Source organism: Arthrobacter sp. G119Y2 (assembly GCF_038069765.1).
In the GTDB taxonomy this organism is placed as follows: Bacteria; Actinomycetota; Actinomycetes; order Actinomycetales; family Micrococcaceae; genus Arthrobacter_B.
The window spans coordinates 303,987-320,344 of the sequence record NZ_JBBPFS010000003.1 but is presented as its reverse complement, the minus strand read 5'-3'; the positions used below and the strand labels follow the sequence as shown (position 1 = coordinate 320,344).

Sequence of the window (16,358 nt, the reverse complement as noted above, 5' to 3'; positions counted from 1 at the left end):
AAACCGAAGTGAACTTCCTGTACAGCCTGCCCCAGCTCGTGAACCCCGGCGGAACCGAAGACGGCGAGCTGAAATCCGGCCTGAGCATCGCGGATGTAACCCCCGGTTTGCTGGGTTTCCTCGCCACCTTCTTCCTGGTGCTGGTGGTTGTGCTGCTGATTCGTGACATGACGAAGCGCATCCGCCGGGTCCGCTACCGGGAGCAGGCGCGAACAGGCGTGGGGAGTGACGTCTTCATCCCTAGTACCGAGGACATCGCTGCCGGCGGCTCCGCCGCATCAGCCGCCGGAACCAGCCCCGCAGCATCCGCCGCGGCCGGAACAGACACCGACCGGCGCCCGGGCGCCGACCGAGGCTAGGAGCAGGACATGGCCGGCAGGCTGCGCAACGAGGCCTCGGCTTACCTGCGCCAGCATGCCGGCAACCCGGTGGACTGGTGGCCCTTCGGAGACGAACCGTTCGCCGAGGCACGCAGACGGAATGTGCCGGTTTTTGTTTCGGTGGGGTACGCCGCGTGCCACTGGTGCCATGTCATGGCGCACGAGTCCTTCGAGGACCCGGCCACGGCCGACTACCTGAATGAGAATTTCGTTTCCATCAAGGTGGACCGCGAGGAACGCCCTGACGTGGATGCGGTGTACATGGCGGCAACCCAGGCCATGACCGGCCAGGGCGGGTGGCCGATGAGCGTTTTTACGCTGCCGGACGGCCGGACGTTCTATGCCGGCACCTATTTCCCGCCGCGGCCGGTACAGGGCATGCCCTCGTTCCGTGATGTCCTCGAAGCCGTCTCCGCGGCTTGGCGGGACCGCCCGGAGGAAGTTGAGCAGAGCGCCGCGCAGCTTGCCGCCCACCTGGCCAGCGGACAGCAGGGAAACCGGCGGCTGCTGGGTCCGGTCCGCGCCGCCGGCGACGTCCCCGGGAACCCGGATGCCGGCGCCGATGCTGCGCAGGAACGGGCCCGAACGCTGTCCGCCGCGGTTGACGCGCTGGGCGCCGTCGAAGATCAGCAGTTTGGCGGATTCGGCGGGGCACCCAAGTTTCCGCCCTCCACCGTGCTGCGGTTCCTGCTGGCCCACGCCGCGGGCGGGGCCTCGACCGCCGGGGCGGCTGCCTCGCGGGCCGACCGCACCCTGGGTGCCATGGCCCGAAGTGCACTGTACGACCAGCTCGAGGGCGGCTTTGCCCGGTACACGGTGGACCGCCGGTGGGCGGTCCCGCATTTCGAGAAGATGCTTTATGACAACGTGCAGCTGCTGGCGCTGTATGCGCAGTGGGCACGGACGGCCCGGGACCCGGAGGACCGCCGGCTGGCCCTGCGCGTGACCCGGGAAACAGCGCAGTGGATGATCGACCGGCTGCAGGTTCCGGGCGGCGGCTTTGCGTCTTCCCTGGATGCCGACACCCTGATGGACGGCCGCCGGGTGGAAGGCGGCACCTATGTCTGGACCGAGGCGGAGCTGGCGGAGGTTCTCGGCCCGGAAACCGCTGCCGCCGTCGTCGGGCTGCTGGATCTGGACTCCGGGAACATGGCCGCCCACGGCGGAAAGCCCGGTCCCGACGGCGGTATCGGCAGCACTCTGCACTTCGGCCGCCGGCTGAGCCCCGACGAGGAGGAGCTGTGGCTTAGCTGCCGGCCTGCTCTGCTGGCAGCCCGGAACCGGCGTCCCCAGCCGGACCGCGATGACAAGGTGGTGGCCGGCTGGAACGGCCTGGCCGTGGCAGGGCTGGCCCGCGCCGCCGTCGTGCTCGCCGATGCGGGGGAGGAAGCGGCGGCGGAGCGCATTCTGGGCGCAGCGCGGGACGCCGCGGCCTACCTCCTGCGCGTGCACCGCACGGGGCCCACGCTGCGGCGGGTGTCCCACGACGGCAGCGGGCAGGGCATCGAGGGCCTGCTTGAGGACTACGCCGCCGTGGCCGAGGGATTTTTTGCCCTCTACGCGGCCACCGGCGACGAGCAGTGGTACACGGCGGCCGAGTCACTGGTGCAGGCGGCCGAAAGCCGTTTCCTCGTGGGGGACACGCTGCAGGACACCGCCATCCGCCCGAATCAGCTGGCCAACGCCCAGGGCGCACAGGCCGCCGCGGACCCGCTGGACGGGCCCACGCCCAGCGGGGCTGCCTTGTTTGCCGGCGTGCTGCTGACCTATTCCGCGTATTCAGGCTCCCTGCACCACCGTGCCCTGGCGGAATCGCTGCTTGCCCACGTTGGCGTGGTGGCGCCGAAGGCGCCGCAGGCCGCGGGCTGGGCCATGTCGGTGCTGCAGTTCCTGCTGGACGGGCCGCGGGAACTGGCGGTAACGGGCACCGACGCTTCCGCGGTCGAGGAGCTGCTCCGCACGGCGCGCGACGCCGGAGGGCCGGGCCTGGTGGTCGCCTCGAGGGTGGCAGCTGACGGCGGCGGGGAACTGCCGCCCGGATCCGCGGGCCGGACCCGCGTTCCGCTGCTGGAAGGCCGCGGCCCCGGAACCGAGCCTGCAACCGCCTACCTGTGCCGGGGCATGGTGTGCCGGCGGCCCGTCACCACGGCGGCCGAGCTGAGGGAGCTGCTCAGCGAAGGCTGATCCGGCGCCGGAGGGCCCGGAAAGTCAGCCCTGCGTGGCGCCGACAGAGAGAACTGCCAGCAGAATGGCAACGTAGTGGCAGGCAAAGCCGGCCAGCGTGAAGGCGTGGAAAATCTCGTGGAAGCCGAACCAGTCCAGGGAAGGATTGGGCTTTTTCATCGCGTAGCACACAGCCCCGGTGATATACATCGCGCCGCCTACGCAGACCAGTACCGCCGCCGTGGGATTGACGGTGAAGAAGTCCGGAATGTAGATCAGCGCCGCCAGGCCCAGGGCAATGTAGACCGGCGTGTAGAGCCAGCGCGGCGCATGCAGCCACAGCAGCCGGAACAGGACTCCGGCAACGGCGCCGCCCCAGATGAACCAGAGCAGGACCTTGGCCTTTTCCGGCGGAAGCAGCGACCACGCCAGCGGCGTGTAGGAGCCGGCAATGACCAGCATGATGTTGGTGTGGTCCAGCCGCTTGAGGATGGTCTTGACCTTCGGAGACCAGTTGCCCCGGTGATACACGGCCGACACTCCGAAGAGGAGCACCCCGGTGAACGCATAGACGGCCGATGCGATCCGGGTGCCGGTTGTGGACGCCAGCACGACCAGGACGATTCCGGCGGCCAGCGCAAACGGGGTCGCCCCGGCATGCAGCCACCCGCGGAGCTTCGGTTTGATGGCCAGGATGTCAGCTACCTCTTCGACGGCGGATTCCACCGGGCCGGGAGTGCTGCGGGAGCTGGGATCCCGCTCGGGGGGAGCGGACGACGATGAAGATGCCATACGCAAAATCCTAACCTACGAGTCGGTAAGTTACTGATTGGTAACTTCAGGTCCGGTGAGTACGAATCTCTCCTTCTCCACCGCGTTGACGGTCTGCCGTGAGACTGCCAGTGCGGCACCGAGCTCGGCCTGCGAGAGGCCGGCCCTATTGCGGAGCTCCGCCAGCCGGTTCTTCACTGCGCGGCGATTTTTGTCTGCAGCTTGAAGCGGATGCAGAAGTCCGCAACCAGGATGCACAGGTAGGCCGCAACGAGGATTCCAGCCAACTGCCCCGCCGGAAAGAGGATGAACCCGGCCAGCAGCACTGCCCCCGGGACAAGGGCGTCAATGAAGACCCTGGCCAGCACCGCGGTGGACCGGCTGCGCTCGAAGCTGTCCTCCGCCGCGGACAAAGCAGCCCTTTCGCGCTGCCGCCGCAGCAGGAAGGTCCCGAGGATACCCGTGAAGATGACAACTCCCGATGCCGCTGCCGGAAGGAACTTCTGGTCCTCGGGCGCGGCGCTGCTCCAGGCCGACGTCCCTGCGAGGGCGGCACCCACAACGACCAGCCATAGCCACAGACGCCTCATGCGGTACCCCTCATCTTCTGATGCCCCTGGTCTCCACTGCCCTCATCCTCTAGCATCCCCGGCTGTAAAGTTTGTTTTACACACCGACGCAACGGCAGGGCGCCCGGAAAGTCAAGGGCAGTTCTGCCCGCACCGGCCGGGCCGGATGCGCCGCGCCGGACGGCCGGAAGAGCCTGCCGCTTTTTGGGAATACACTTTTTAGTGCGCCTCCCACCACCGCGGAGACGTTTTCTCCGGCACACAGGACAAGGCAGGTGCGGCTCCGCATGAGGTTTCCGGGCGTTGTATATGCCTACTACGAGCGCAAGCTGCGCCGCAGCCTGGCTCGCGACCGCATCCCCGGGCACATCGGCGTCATGGTGGACGGCAACCGGCGCTGGGCGAAACTGGCCGGCGCGCCCACCAGCGACGGACACCAGGCCGGCGCGGACAAGATCCTGGAATTCCTGGGCTGGTGCCAGGAACTGGGCGTGCGGCGGGTAACGCTGTACATGCTCTCGACAGACAACCTGAACCGGGACGCCGATGAACTGGATCCGCTGCTGGACATCATCGGCAATACCCTGGACCGGCTCGGCGAGAAGGGTGACATCCGGGTCAACGCCGTCGGCGCCCTGGACATCCTGCCGCCCAACCTGGCCGCGAAGCTCAATGACCTCGGAACCAGCACCAGCGGCGCGAGCGGACTGCACGTCAATGTAGCCATCGGTTACGGAGGCAGGCGGGAAATCGTCGACGCCGTCAAGGAACTCCTCCATGACGCCGCCGCACACGGCAAATCCATCGCCGAAATCACGGAAGAGCTCTGCGACACCCAGATCTCCGAGTACCTCTACACCCGGGGCCAGCCCGATCCGGAGCTGGTCATCCGCACCTCCGGCGAGCAGCGGCTCTCCGGGTTCCTGATGTGGCAGAGCGCGTACAGCGAGTTCTATTTCTGCGAGGCGCTCTGGCCTGATTTCCGCCGGGTGGATTTCCTGCGCGCCCTGCGTGACTACGGCAGCCGGCAGCGCCGCTTCGGTTCCTGAACCGAACAGCAGGCAAACTCGCCGTGAACGGGATATAACCCGCCCGTGTCCTGCTGCGGCGCGGGGCTTCCCCGGCGTACCTTGGTGCTATTGATCAGCGACCCGCTGATGGAACCGGAGGCCGGATGTGCACAGAATACGGTGCAGGAAGGCTCAGTTCCGCCTTCCCCGGTCTGCGGATCTCCCCGCCCAGCTATCCGGGGCACCGCCCCTGACTGGAGTTTCCCGTGGCTATCCATTCCTCCCCGCGAACCTCTGCCGACACCGGTGCGGCCGCCGCAGCGCCGGCGTCCGACGGCCGCCCCGAGGCCTACGTGCTGGACACTTCAGTCCTGCTCTCGGACCCCAAGGCGATCCTGCGGTTTGCCGAACACGAGGTGATTGTTCCGCTGGTGGTCATTACCGAACTCGAGAAGAAACGCCACGATCCTGAACTGGGGTACTTTGCCCGGACCGCGCTGCGCCTGCTCGATGACCTGCGGATCGAACACGGCGGACTCAGCGCACCCATTCCGCTGGGCGAATCCGGCGGCACCCTGCGCGTGGAACTGAACCACATCTCGGTGGATGTCCTTCCGGCCGGCATCCGCGGCACCGACAATGACAGCCGGATCCTTGCCGTGGCGCGGAGCTTGGCGGACGAGGGGCGGAACATCACCCTGGTGTCCAAGGATCTGCCGATGCGGGTGAAGGCCTCGGCAGTGGGTCTGAAGGCCGATGAATACCGCAGCGATCTGGTCCGCGACAGCGGCTGGACCGGCGTCGTCGAACTGGACGTGGCCGAAGCCGACGTCGATGCCCTGTACGAGCACCGCCCGGTGTTCATCCCGTCGGCCGCGGAGCAGCCGGTGAACACCGGGGTTGTTCTGCTTTCCAGCCGCGGGTCGGCGCTGGGGCGGGTGGGAACGGACAAGCAGGTGCGCCTGGTGCGCGGGGACCGTGACGTCTTTGGGCTGCATGGCCGCTCCGCCGAGCAGCGGCTCGCCATTGACCTGCTGATGGATTCCGACGTCGGCATTGTTTCGCTGGGCGGCAGAGCGGGCACGGGCAAGTCGGCGCTGGCACTCTGCGCGGGGCTGGAAGCGGTGCTGGAGCGCCGCGAGCACCGCAAAGTGGTGGTGTTCCGTCCGCTGTACGCAGTCGGCGGCCAGGAGCTGGGTTACCTGCCGGGCACGGAGGCGGAAAAAATGGGGCCGTGGGGCCAGGCGGTCTTCGACACGCTGGAAGCCCTGGTCTCCAAGGAAGTGCTGGAGGAGGTCCTGGACCGGGGCATGCTGGAGGTTCTTCCGCTGACTCACATCCGCGGCCGCTCCCTGCACGATTCGTTCGTGATCGTGGATGAGGCGCAGTCGCTGGAGAAGAACGTGCTGCTGACCGTCCTGTCCCGGATCGGGCAGAACTCGAGGGTGATCCTTACCCACGACGTCGCGCAGCGCGACAATCTGCGGGTGGGTCGCCATGACGGGGTGGCCGCCGTGGTCGAAACGCTCAAGGGGCATCCGCTGTTCGGGCACATCACGCTGACCCGGTCCGAACGCTCGCCCATCGCTGCGCTGGTGACGGAGCTGCTGGAAGACGGGCAGATCGGCTGAGCTGCCCGTCTTCGGTCCGCTACATCCTGCCGTAGCAGCAACCCCGAGGGCGCCGTCCCCCGGGGAAGCGCCGATTCGGCGGGTTATCCACAGTCCCGGGCAGTCCGGCGCCGGCAAAGGGACCGGTGGCGTACCGTGTTCCCCATGGTGGGGATCCTGGGGGAGTACCGGCTGCTGGACGGACCGGCGTTCTGGGTGCTGTGTGCCGCAACGGCGTATTTCCTGGTGCTGGCCGTGCGGCTCACCGTGGTGGACGCAGCGACGCACCGGCTGCCCAACAGGCTGGTGCTGCCGGCCTATCCGGTGTCCGCACTGCTGCTGGGCACGGCAGCCCTCGCCGCCGGGGACCCGGGGCGCATCGGTGCGATGGTGCTGGCCGGCGTCGTGCTCTGGAGCGCGTATTTCCTGCTGCGCTTCGGCAACCCCTCGGGACTCGGTTTCGGGGACGTCAAACTGGCGGGGGTGCTGGGGCTCTATCTGGGCTTCGCCGGCTGGCCGTACGTGCTGGCCGGGACGTGCGCCGCGTTCCTGCTGGGCGGAGTGTGGGGGCTGTGGCTGATCCTCTCGCGGCGCGGCACCGCCAAAACGGCCATCGCGTTCGGCCCGTTCATGCTCGGCGGCGCCGCCCTGGCAATGGCCCTGCCTGGCCTACAGTAGAAACATGCCCACCCCCGATTTTGTCCTGTCCCTGCGCGAAAAGATCGGCCATGGCCTGCTGTGGCTTCCGGGCATCACCGGTGTTGTCTTCAACAGCGAGCAGCAGGTGCTGCTGGTGCGCCGTGCTGACGACGGCCGGTGGACGCTGGTCACCGGAATGCTGGATCCGGGGGAGGAGCCGGCCGCCGGAACCCTGCGGGAAGTCCAGGAGGAGACGGGCGTCACGGCCGAAATCGAGCACCTCATCCACGTGGGCTCGCACGGTCCCATCACGTTCTCCAACGGGGACCGGTGCACCTTCCTCAACGTGGCCTTCCGCTGCCGGTACGTGGACGGCCGGGCGCGCGTCAACGACGACGAGTCCACCGACGTCGCCTGGTTTGACCTGGACCGGCTCCCTCCGCTCAGCGACCGCCACGCCATGCTGCTGAAGCTGGCACTGGAGGCCGACGGCGTCCCCTATTTCGAGCGCTGAACAGCACAGGCCCCGTCCTCCGGCCGGAAGACGGGGCCTGTGCCTTTCAGCGGGCAGGTCCGGGACGGGCTAGCTGCCGGCGTCGGTGCGGCGCGGCGCCGGAGCGCTGCCGGGATCTTCGGGCGACGGCGGGGTGTCTGCGGCCGCGGCGGCGGCTGCCGGGCTCTTTCCGCCCGCAAGCCGCTCCGCCTCAAGGCGGTCGGCCTCCGGCCCGCCCACCGCTTCGCCGCGGGCTACCATGCCGGCGACGTCCGAGAGCGGGATCTGCTTCAGGAAGCATGCCAGCACCAGGGCGATGACGAGGAACGGAATGAGGTACCAGAACACCGGTGCCAGGGAGTCGGCGTAGGCCGTGACAATTCCGTCCCGCACGGGTTCGGGCAGGTCATTCATGACCGACGGCTGGATGGTGGCAGTGGCTTCGCCGGCGGCGGCCGGATCGAACCCGGCCTTGGTGAAGACCTCCATCAGGTTTTCGGAGAGCCGCGAGGTGAACATGGCACCGAAGATGGCCACGCCCAGGGACGCGCCGACTTCGCGGAAGTAGTTGTTGGACGAGGTGGCGGTGCCGATCTGGTCCACCGGGACGGAGTTCTGCACCACCAGGACCACTACCTGCATGATGTAGCCGAGCCCGGCACCGAAGACAAACAGCTGCGCGCAGATGACCCAGACCGGGGTTTCCGCGGAGAGGCTGGTCATCCACAGCATGGCAAGGATGACCAGGGAGGCACCCATGATCGGGTACTTCCTGTAGGTGCCGTGCTTCGTGATGGCCAGGCCCGAGTAGATCGAGGTGCCCATCATGCCCACCATCATGGGCAGCATCAGAAGGCCGGACACGGCGGCGGAAGTGCCGGTGGACATCTGCAGGAACGTCGGCACGAAGGCCAGCGCGGCGAACATGCCCATACCGAGCGTGAAACCGATGGCCGTGCTGTTGACGAAGATGGGGTTCCTGAAGAGGCTCATCGGGATAATCGGGTCTGCCACCCGGTTTTCCACCATGACGAAGAGGACTGCGGCAACGAGCATGCCGGCACCGAAGAGCAGCGTCATCGGGTCGGTCCACCCGTGGTCGTCGCGGCCGCCGAAGTCGGTGAAGAAGATCAGGCAGGTGGTGGCGATGGACAGCAGCACGACGCCGCCGATGTCGATGCGCTTGGTGGCCTTCTTGCTCGGCAGGGTCAGGGTGAAGAAAGCGATCAGGAACGCAATGATGCCGATCGGGATGTTGATGTAGAACGCCCACTGCCAGGTCATGTGGTCCACGAAGAACCCGCCGAGCAGCGGTCCGGCAACGGCGGAAAGGCCGAAGATGCCGCCGAGCGGGCCGAGGTACTTGCCGCGCTGGTTGGCCGGCACGATGTCCGCGATGATGGCCTGCGACAGGATCATCAGACCGCCGCCGCCCAGACCCTGGATGGCGCGGAAGATGACAAAGCCCCAGAAGTCGGTGGCAAAGGCACAGCCGACCGAGGCCGCGGTGAACAGGGCAAGGGCAAACAGAAACAGGTTCCGGCGGCCCAGGACGTCACCGAACTTGCCGTAGATGGGCATCACGATCGTGGTGGCCAGCAGGTAGGCGGTGGTAATCCAGGTCTGGTGCTCGACGCCGCCGAGCTCGCCCACGATGGTGGGCATGGCGGTGGACACGATGGTCTGGTCCAGGCTGGCGAGCAGCATGCCTGCGATCAGTGCGGAGAAAATGATCCAGATGCGTTTCTGGGTCAGCAGCAGCGGCTCGGAAGCACGCGCGGCGGTGGCGGTCATGACATGTCCTTGGGAGAGGTGGGGGAGGCGGGAAGGGTTGGAAGGGGAGCGGCGGCAGCGAAGAGTTCCTGCATGGCGGTCACGGAGCCGGTAAGGATCGAGCGGTAGGAGCGGGTGTTGCCGGGCTCGAAGAAGGCGGGACCGGCGCGTTCGGTGAGGCAGCGGAACAGCGTCAGCGCGGCCCGGAGGAGCGGATCATCGGCGGGAAGGCCCTCACGGGCGGACAGCAGGGCGGCCATGGCTTCCTCAGCCTCGCGGGAACCGTGCATGGCCTTCTGCAGCAGCCGCGGCTCGGCTGCCAGCGCGTTCTGGAGTGCCGTCATTTCCCCGCGGGAAATGGCCATGCGATCCATCAGGGCGACGGCGAAATCAACGAAGTCCGCCAGCAGCGACGGCGACACCGACCCGGGGGCGGAGTCCGATCCGCCGGCGATGAATGCCTCCGCCAGGTCTGCAGGAATCTCGTCCGCCGGGGAGCCGAGGATGGCGTCTTCCTTGGCGGGGAAGTAGTTGAAGAACGTGCGCCGGGAAATGCCCACTTTCTCGCACAGCTCCTCGACGGTAAAGCCGTTGACGCCCCGGGCGGCCGTCAGGGTGCGTGCAGCCGTAATGATGGCAACCTTGGTGGCTGTCCGTTTGCGCTCGCGGAGTCCGCAGGCTTCCATTGGTGCACTATTACTCACAGAGTGAATATTTACACCTTTGCCGTTTTAGTGCAAACTTCACCCGGGGCGGCCGGGGCCGGGGCGGGGCATGTCACGCCAAAGGGCGCCCGGCCAGCGGCCGGACGCCCTCGATGGTGCTGGGACTAGGCCTGTGGCGGCTTCGTCATGGACAGCACGTCAAGTGCGGTGTCCAGCTGTTCCTCCGTCAGTTCGCCGCGCTCGACGTAGCCGAGCTCTTCGACGGCCTGGCGGATGGTCTTGCCTTCCTTGACCGCGAACTTGGCGATCTTGGCGGCGTTCTCGTAGCCGATGAACTTGTTCAGCGGGGTCACGATGGACGGGGAAGCCTCGGCCAGGTAGCGGGCGCGCTCGACATTGGCTTCGATGCCGTCGATCATCTTGTCCGCCATGATCCGCGAGGAGTTGGACAGCAGGCGGATGGATTCGAGCAGGTTCGAGGCGATGACGGGGATGCCGACGTTGAGCTCGAAGTAGCCGAAGGTGCCTGCCCAGGCGATGGCGGCGTCGTTGCCCACCACCTGTGCGGCAACCTGCATTACGGCTTCGGAAATCACCGGGTTGACCTTGCCCGGCATGATGGAGGATCCCGGCTGCAGGTCGGGGATGGCAATTTCGCCCAGGCCCGTGTTGGGGCCGGAGCCCATCCAGCGAAGGTCGTTGGCGATCTTGGAGAAGGAGACGGCAATGGTGCGCAGCATGCCGGAGACCTCGACGAGGGCGTCGCGGTTGGCCTGTGCCTCGAAGTGGTCGCGGGCCTCGGTCAGCGGCAGGCCGGTGTCTGCGGCCAGCAGTTCGATGACGCGCTGCGGGAAGCCGGCCGGGGTGTTGATGCCGGTGCCGACGGCGGTGCCGCCCAGGGGAACCTCGGCCACGCGCGGCAGGGAGGCCTGGACGCGCTCGATGCCGTAGCGGACCTGTGCAGCGTAGCCGCCGAATTCCTGGCCCATGGTCACCGGGGTGGCATCCATCAGGTGCGTGCGGCCGGACTTTACGACGTCCTTGAATTCCACGGCCTTGCGCTCCAGCGACAGCGCCAGATGGTCCAGGGCGGGGATCAGGCTGTTGATCAGGGCCGACGTTGCTGCCACGTGCACCGACGTCGGGAAGACGTCGTTGGAAGACTGTGAGGCGTTGACGTGGTCGTTCGGGTGGACGGTGGTGTCGCTGCCGGCGTCCTTGAGGGTGCGGGTGGCCAGTTCGGCCAGGACCTCGTTGGTGTTCATGTTCGAGGACGTGCCCGAACCGGTCTGGAAGACGTCAATCGGGAACTGGTCATCCAGGGAGCCGCCGGCGACCATGTCGGCGGCCTTTTCGATGGCCCGGGCGCGCTCGGCGTCGAGCACTCCCAGTTCGGCATTGGCGGTGGCGGCTGCCTTCTTGATCCGGGCGAGGGCCTCGATGTGTGCGCTGTCCAGCGGCTTGCCGGAGATCGGGAAGTTCTCGACGGCGCGCTGGGTCTGGGCGCGGTACAGGGCATTCACCGGGACGCGGACCTCGCCCATGGTGTCATGTTCGATGCGGAATTCAGGAGTGTCAGAAGTCATGGTCCCAAGCCTAGTATCCGCAGCGCCGGGGCAGAAACCGCGCCGTCACAGGGCGCCCGGGCCCAGGCCGGAGGAAACGGACCCCGCGGCCCGGGGAAGAGCTAGCTGCGGGTGCGCTGAACGGCCGGGTGGACCAGGGCGCCGTAGCCGGAGACGAGATCCGCTGCGCCTTCGGCCAGCCGGTAGGAAACGCCGATGACGGCGGTGCGGCCCTCCTCGACGGCGGCGGAAATGATCTGGGAGCTCTCCACCAGCTGCTCGGCGGTCTGCTTGGTGTGTTCCACGACCATGTCGTTGACCTCGGTGAACCCGTTGCGCTGGGCGGCGAGGACGGAAGGGGTAATGCGCTCCACCAGGTTGCGGATGTGGCCGCCGGGCATCTCCCCGGTATCCACCGTGCGCTTGGCTGCGGTCACTGCGCCGCAGCTGTCGTGTCCGAGGACAACAATCAGGGGCACGCCGAGCGTGGCGACGCTGTACTCCAGGGAGCCGAGGACGGCGTCGTCAATGACCTGGCCTGCGGTCCGGATGACGAAGGCGTCGCCGAGTCCGAGGTCGAAAATGATCTCGGCGGCCAGGCGGGAGTCGGAGCAACCGAAGATCACGGCGAACGGATTCTGTTCGTGGATCAGTGAGCTGCGCCTGTTGGCGTCCTGGTTGGGATGCGAAGACTCACCGGCGACAAAGCGGGCGTTGCCCTCGCGCAGTGTCTGCCATGCCTGGGCCGGGGTTATTGCTGAAGCGGCTGGTTCATTCACGCTTCTTAGCCTAGACCCCGGATCACCCGCGCCGGTATTTCGTTGGCGCTTCGTTACTGCGCCGGGGATGCGGTGAGGTCCCGGACCACTGCTTCGGCCAGCACATCGAATTCGGCGAGGTCTGCCTCGCCGGTCAGCACAACGGTGATTCCCTCATGCTCCAGGACCATGCTGGCTTCGCCCTCCGCGGAGTCACGCAGCTCCCAGGTCTTGCCGCCGGCGGTCCGCTCGCCTGCAGCCATGGAATCTCCGGACACCTGCGCGATCCATGTCGGGTTGCCGGCGTTGGTCTGTGAAAGACGAATAAACTCAGTGTTCGGAGTGAGATAGCCCACTTCCCAGAGGGGGACTCCGCTGCTGTTGGTTGCTTCCCAGCGGGCGTAGTTGGAGGTCCATCCATCCGGCAGTTCGGGTGCCAGCGGGGCGTACCCGGCGTCGCCGGCTGCCTGCACAGCTACCTGCTGCACGTCCACGTCCTTGATGAAGGGTTTGGGTGCGGGATTCAGCAGCACCGGAACCAGGACCAGCAGCAGCGTGATGCCGGTGGCAATCAGCATCCCGATCACCGTTGCGTTGGCACGCTTGGCCTGCTTGCCGGTCAGTACGGGGGTTACGGGCGTCTCTTGGTCCTGCTGGTGCTCACTCACCCTTCAATGATCGCCTATCCGGCGGTCCAAGTCCTAGTTGGGCTGCTGCCGAACCGGACCTAATAGGTTTTCATTGGTGGTGGCGCAGGCCACGGAGACTATGATCGGAACAAGGCCCAGCCTTTTGTTGGTATTTCAACAACCGGCTTACAGCGACATTTCGAAGATGAGGTTAGACGTGACCAAAGGCGCTCAGTACTCCACACTTTCCCCCGCCCTGGCGGTAGGCGATGACGAGCCGGACCGGAACCTCGCGCTTGAACTGGTCCGGGTGACCGAGGCGGCAGCCATTGCCGGCGGCCACTGGGTTGGATTCGGCGACAAGAACGCGGCCGACGGCGCCGCAGTCGACGCGATGCGTTCCCTGATTTCCACCGTCCACTTCAACGGCGTAGTGGTCATTGGCGAAGGCGAAAAAGACGAAGCCCCCATGCTCTACAACGGCGAGCACGTCGGAGACGGCACCGGCGCCCTGTGCGACGTCGCTGTGGATCCGATCGACGGGACCCGCCTGACGGCACTGGGCATCAACAATGCGCTTGCCGTCCTGGCAGTTGCCGAACGCGGCACCATGTTTGATCCCTCCGCAGTGTTCTACATGGAAAAGCTGATCACCGGACCCGAAGCCGCAGACATGGTGGACCTCCGCCTGCCGGTCAAGCAGAACCTGCACCTGATCGCCAAGGCCAAGGGCAAGAAGATCAACCAGCTCAACGTGATGATCCTGGACCGGGACCGGCACAAGCCGCTCGTGCAGGAAATCCGCGACGCCGGTGCCCGCACCCGGATGCTGATGGACGGCGACGTTGCCGGCGGCATCGCTGCCGCCCGCGAGGGGACCGACGTCGACGCCCTGATGGGAATCGGCGGCACGCCGGAAGGCATCATCACCGCCTGCGCGATCAAGACCCTCGGCGGCGTCATCCAGGGCCGGCTGTGGCCCACCTCCGATGAGGAAAAGCAGAAGGCGATCGACGCCGGCCACGACCTGGACCGCGTCATGACCACGAATGACCTGGTCACCAGCGACAACTGCTACTTTGCCGCCACCGGCATCACCGACGGCGACCTGGTCCGCGGCGTGCGCTACAAGAAGGACCGCGTGCTGACGCAGTCCATCGTGATGCGCTCGAAGTCGGGAACCATCCGCGTGGTTGACGGCGAGCACCAGTCGCACAAGTGGGAGTCCTACGCCCGCCTGAAGTAGGCTGCGACACCCTTCAAAATAAGCCCCGGAACCGATGATCGGTTCCGGGGCTTTTTGCTGGGTGCTAGGGCGCGGAAACCGGTTGCGGGGCAGCAGCCGGACGGAGCTCAAACTCGGCCCGATCGGAGGGCATGCCGTTGACCTGCAGAGTAACCGCGTGCGGTCCGGGGTAATACCGGCGGGTCGTAATGGGGCGGAACGAGTGCTCGCGCGTCAGGGTGAGGGATTGCCCCGGCGCGAGCGTAGCCGTGGTGAGCTTGAACGTCTTTCCACTCAGGGTCCCGTTGGCCTTGCAGTGATGGACGATATAGTCCACTGCCAGCCGCGCCGGTTTGCTTCCGGTGTTGCGGATAACGGCGGTGAAGCGGACGCTGCCTCCGAACGGAACCACGGTGCTGTCCAGGGCAGGTCCGGTGATCTCGACGGCTGCGGGCGCGAAGCCCAGAAGTCCCAGCGCCTCGGGGTTGCCGCGCTTGATCAGGGTGCGCAGGGCATGGCGGATCAGCGCGGCCGTGTGCGGAGCGGGATCGTCCAGCCAGCGGCGGGCGGTCTCGACCACCAGGCCGGGGTGGTCGCGGCTGAGGTCGTTCAAGTGGTTGGCCACGGACCGGCGCACATACTCGCTCTCGTCCCGGTACAGCGCCTCGAGCAGCGGAAGGGTGACTCCGGGGCGGGCCATGATCTCCGGTACCCGCACGGACCACGGCAGGTACGGACGGGTTCCCTCCGAGGCCAGCCGGCGGACGTCCGCATCGGGGGAGTCCGTCCAGCCGGCAGCGATGCCAAGAGCCCGGTCCAGATCATGCCGGAGCAGGGTGCGGATGGCGAACTCCGAGGTCAGGCGCGCGGTGAGTTCGGCCAGCAGCGCCATGGCGTCGTCGAACGCCGCCCTGTCCGCCGCCGCCCCGTCCGCCGCCGCCCCGTCCGCCTCCACCGCTTTGGCAGCGACGGCGGAGGTCACCGGCCAGATCAGCCAGCCGGTGAAGTCTTCGGAGCCTGCCGCCGCGGCACGGATGGTGCGGGCGAACTCCCCGTAGCTTCCCGGGAGGTCGGACAGCAGGGCGTCGCGCAGCAGATCGGCCCGCTCACGCAGGGACAGGCCCTGAAGTCCGTTCCCGGCGGCCTTCAGTGCCGGGAGTGCGGCGCCCGGGACTGCGGCGCTGACGGCACGGGCCAGGGCCTGCGCGGAGGCGGTGCCCAGGAGCTCGTCGGCGGCAGGCACGCTATCCGGCCCGGAGCCGGTTGCGGCCGGTTACCCGGTAGACGACGGCGGCCAGGACGACGACGGCGGCGGCCGCCGCGGCTGCGACCGCGGTTCCCGTGGACAGCAGTTCACCGTTCAGGCGCGACACGGCAATCCAGGACAGGCCCCAGGCCAGGGCCGCCGCGGGGGCCAGCCGGCCGCGGCCGTAGGCAGCCAGACCCACGCCCAGTGCGGCAACCACTGCAAGGATGGCGACCGACCAGACTTCCGGGGCGAGTCCGAAGCCGTTCCACCCGGCGTCGGTCAGTGCGGCGGCCGTGTTGGCGCAGGTCGCAACGGAAACCCAGCCCAGATAAAGGCCCAGCGTGCCGTCGACGGCGACCGCCTCGATCCAGTTGGCCGCCGGGGTCCGCGAATACCGGACAAAGCATGCCGCCAGCACGGCGAGCAGCAGCACGATGACGAGAACGCTCACCCCCACCCAGCCTGCCTGGACGCTCAGGATCCAGGCGGCATTCAGGACCAGCGACGCGGCAACCAGCCAGCCCAGGGAGCGCTGTCGTTCGGACGCTCGCTGGGACGGCAGCCACTGCCAGAGGGTATACGCGCCGAGCCCGGCATAAATGACCGACCAGATGGAGAACGCGCCGCTGGCCGGTGCCAGGTAGGTGGCGTCCGCGTTCAGGGCTCCGCCCGCGGCCTGGGCAATGGGCGTGCCGCCGAAAACGCCGACGCCGATCATCGAGCCCACGATGCAGACGATGAAGCAGACGGTGACTGTCAGCTGCCGGGGCAGGTCGGACCCTCGGGAGCCGGGGACCGCGGAACGGGTACCAGAGGTTGAAGTAGTCATAGTTGAGCCTAACAAGTGGCCGGGACCACA

The 16,358-nt window shown here is 67.3% G+C and carries 17 protein-coding genes; 7 read left to right on the top strand and 10 right to left on the bottom strand.

Annotation, left to right across the window (positions count from 1 at the left end; all coding sequences use genetic code 11):
- Window positions 1-8 precede the first annotated feature (8 nt).
- Both WKB88_RS07970 and WKB88_RS07965 read left to right on the top strand, forming a co-directional pair.
- The gene (locus WKB88_RS07970; RefSeq protein WP_341394001.1) at window positions 9-359 is read left to right on the top strand and encodes a hypothetical protein; all 351 of its coding nucleotides are present in this window, start codon (window positions 9-11) and stop codon (window positions 357-359) included.
- A gap of 9 nt (window positions 360-368) precedes the next feature.
- Window positions 369-2,564, top strand: a complete 2,196-nt coding sequence (locus tag WKB88_RS07965) for a thioredoxin domain-containing protein (protein WP_341394000.1) — start codon at window positions 369-371, stop codon at window positions 2,562-2,564.
- A 24-nt stretch (window positions 2,565-2,588) separates the two neighbouring features.
- On the opposite strand, the gene trhA is transcribed toward WKB88_RS07965, so the two are convergent.
- The 3 genes from trhA to WKB88_RS07955 are packed head-to-tail and all read right to left on the bottom strand — an operon-like array spanning window position 2,589 to window position 3,904.
- Window positions 2,589-3,335 carry a PAQR family membrane homeostasis protein TrhA gene (trhA, locus tag WKB88_RS07960; protein WP_341393999.1) on the bottom strand — a complete coding sequence of 249 codons (747 nt, stop codon included), beginning with the start codon at window positions 3,333-3,335 and terminating at the stop codon, window positions 2,589-2,591.
- Between the two features lie 30 nt (window positions 3,336-3,365).
- Complete coding sequence (locus WKB88_RS18230) at window positions 3,366-3,512, bottom strand: helix-turn-helix transcriptional regulator (protein WP_445818885.1); 147 nt, start codon at window positions 3,510-3,512, stop codon at window positions 3,366-3,368.
- Complete coding sequence (locus tag WKB88_RS07955; RefSeq protein WP_341393998.1) at window positions 3,509-3,904, bottom strand: hypothetical protein; 396 nt, start codon at window positions 3,902-3,904, stop codon at window positions 3,509-3,511. Before WKB88_RS07955 ends, WKB88_RS18230 begins: the two co-directional genes overlap by 4 nt.
- A gap of 266 nt (window positions 3,905-4,170) precedes the next feature.
- Here WKB88_RS07955 and WKB88_RS07950 point away from each other — a divergent pair, with 266 nt between their 5' ends.
- The 4 genes from WKB88_RS07950 to WKB88_RS07935 all read left to right on the top strand — a co-directional run bounded on the left by WKB88_RS07950 (window position 4,171) and on the right by WKB88_RS07935 (window position 7,656).
- Window positions 4,171-4,932 carry an isoprenyl transferase gene (locus tag WKB88_RS07950; protein WP_341393997.1) on the top strand — a complete coding sequence of 254 codons (762 nt, stop codon included), beginning with the start codon at window positions 4,171-4,173 and terminating at the stop codon, window positions 4,930-4,932.
- A 227-nt stretch (window positions 4,933-5,159) separates the two neighbouring features.
- A complete protein-coding gene (locus WKB88_RS07945; protein WP_341393996.1) occupies window positions 5,160-6,524 on the top strand; it encodes a PhoH family protein in 1,365 nt (454 codons plus the stop codon).
- Between the two features lie 144 nt (window positions 6,525-6,668).
- A complete protein-coding gene (locus WKB88_RS07940; RefSeq protein WP_341393995.1) occupies window positions 6,669-7,181 on the top strand; it encodes an A24 family peptidase in 513 nt (170 codons plus the stop codon).
- A gap of 4 nt (window positions 7,182-7,185) precedes the next feature.
- Window positions 7,186-7,656 (top strand): NUDIX hydrolase, encoded by a 471-nt coding sequence (locus WKB88_RS07935; protein ID WP_341393994.1) that lies wholly within the window; start codon window positions 7,186-7,188, stop codon window positions 7,654-7,656.
- A 69-nt stretch (window positions 7,657-7,725) separates the two neighbouring features.
- Here the strand turns inward: WKB88_RS07935 and WKB88_RS07930 are convergent, their stop codons facing one another.
- The 5 genes from WKB88_RS07930 to WKB88_RS07910 form a co-directional block, all read right to left on the bottom strand.
- Window positions 7,726-9,429, bottom strand: a complete 1,704-nt coding sequence (locus WKB88_RS07930) for an MDR family MFS transporter (RefSeq protein WP_341393993.1) — start codon at window positions 9,427-9,429, stop codon at window positions 7,726-7,728.
- The gene (locus WKB88_RS07925; RefSeq protein WP_341393992.1) at window positions 9,426-10,094 is read right to left on the bottom strand and encodes a TetR/AcrR family transcriptional regulator; all 669 of its coding nucleotides are present in this window, start codon (window positions 10,092-10,094) and stop codon (window positions 9,426-9,428) included. Before WKB88_RS07925 ends, WKB88_RS07930 begins: the two co-directional genes overlap by 4 nt.
- Window positions 10,095-10,237: 143 nt before the next feature.
- Entirely contained in the window at window positions 10,238-11,659 is a 1,422-nt protein-coding gene (locus WKB88_RS07920) for a class II fumarate hydratase (RefSeq protein WP_341393991.1), read from the bottom strand.
- A 101-nt stretch (window positions 11,660-11,760) separates the two neighbouring features.
- Window positions 11,761-12,417, bottom strand: coding sequence for a carbonic anhydrase (locus WKB88_RS07915; protein ID WP_341393990.1), 657 nt, complete (start codon window positions 12,415-12,417; stop codon window positions 11,761-11,763).
- Between the two features lie 53 nt (window positions 12,418-12,470).
- Window positions 12,471-13,064, bottom strand: coding sequence for a DUF4245 domain-containing protein (locus tag WKB88_RS07910; RefSeq protein WP_341393989.1), 594 nt, complete (start codon window positions 13,062-13,064; stop codon window positions 12,471-12,473).
- 166 nt (window positions 13,065-13,230) lie between these two features.
- Here WKB88_RS07910 and glpX point away from each other — a divergent pair, with 166 nt between their 5' ends.
- On the top strand, window positions 13,231-14,271 hold the full coding sequence (gene glpX, locus WKB88_RS07905; protein ID WP_341393988.1) for a class II fructose-bisphosphatase: 1,041 nt from the start codon (window positions 13,231-13,233) through the stop codon (window positions 14,269-14,271).
- Window positions 14,272-14,335: 64 nt separating this feature from the next.
- Here glpX and WKB88_RS07900 read toward each other — a convergent pair whose 3' ends face one another.
- Both WKB88_RS07900 and WKB88_RS07895 read right to left on the bottom strand, forming a co-directional pair.
- Entirely contained in the window at window positions 14,336-15,493 is a 1,158-nt protein-coding gene (locus WKB88_RS07900) for a DNA alkylation repair protein (protein ID WP_341393987.1), read from the bottom strand.
- A gap of 1 nt (window position 15,494) precedes the next feature.
- Entirely contained in the window at window positions 15,495-16,328 is an 834-nt protein-coding gene (locus WKB88_RS07895; RefSeq protein ID WP_341393986.1) for a tryptophan-rich sensory protein, read from the bottom strand.
- Between the last annotated feature and the right edge of the window lie 30 nt (window positions 16,329-16,358).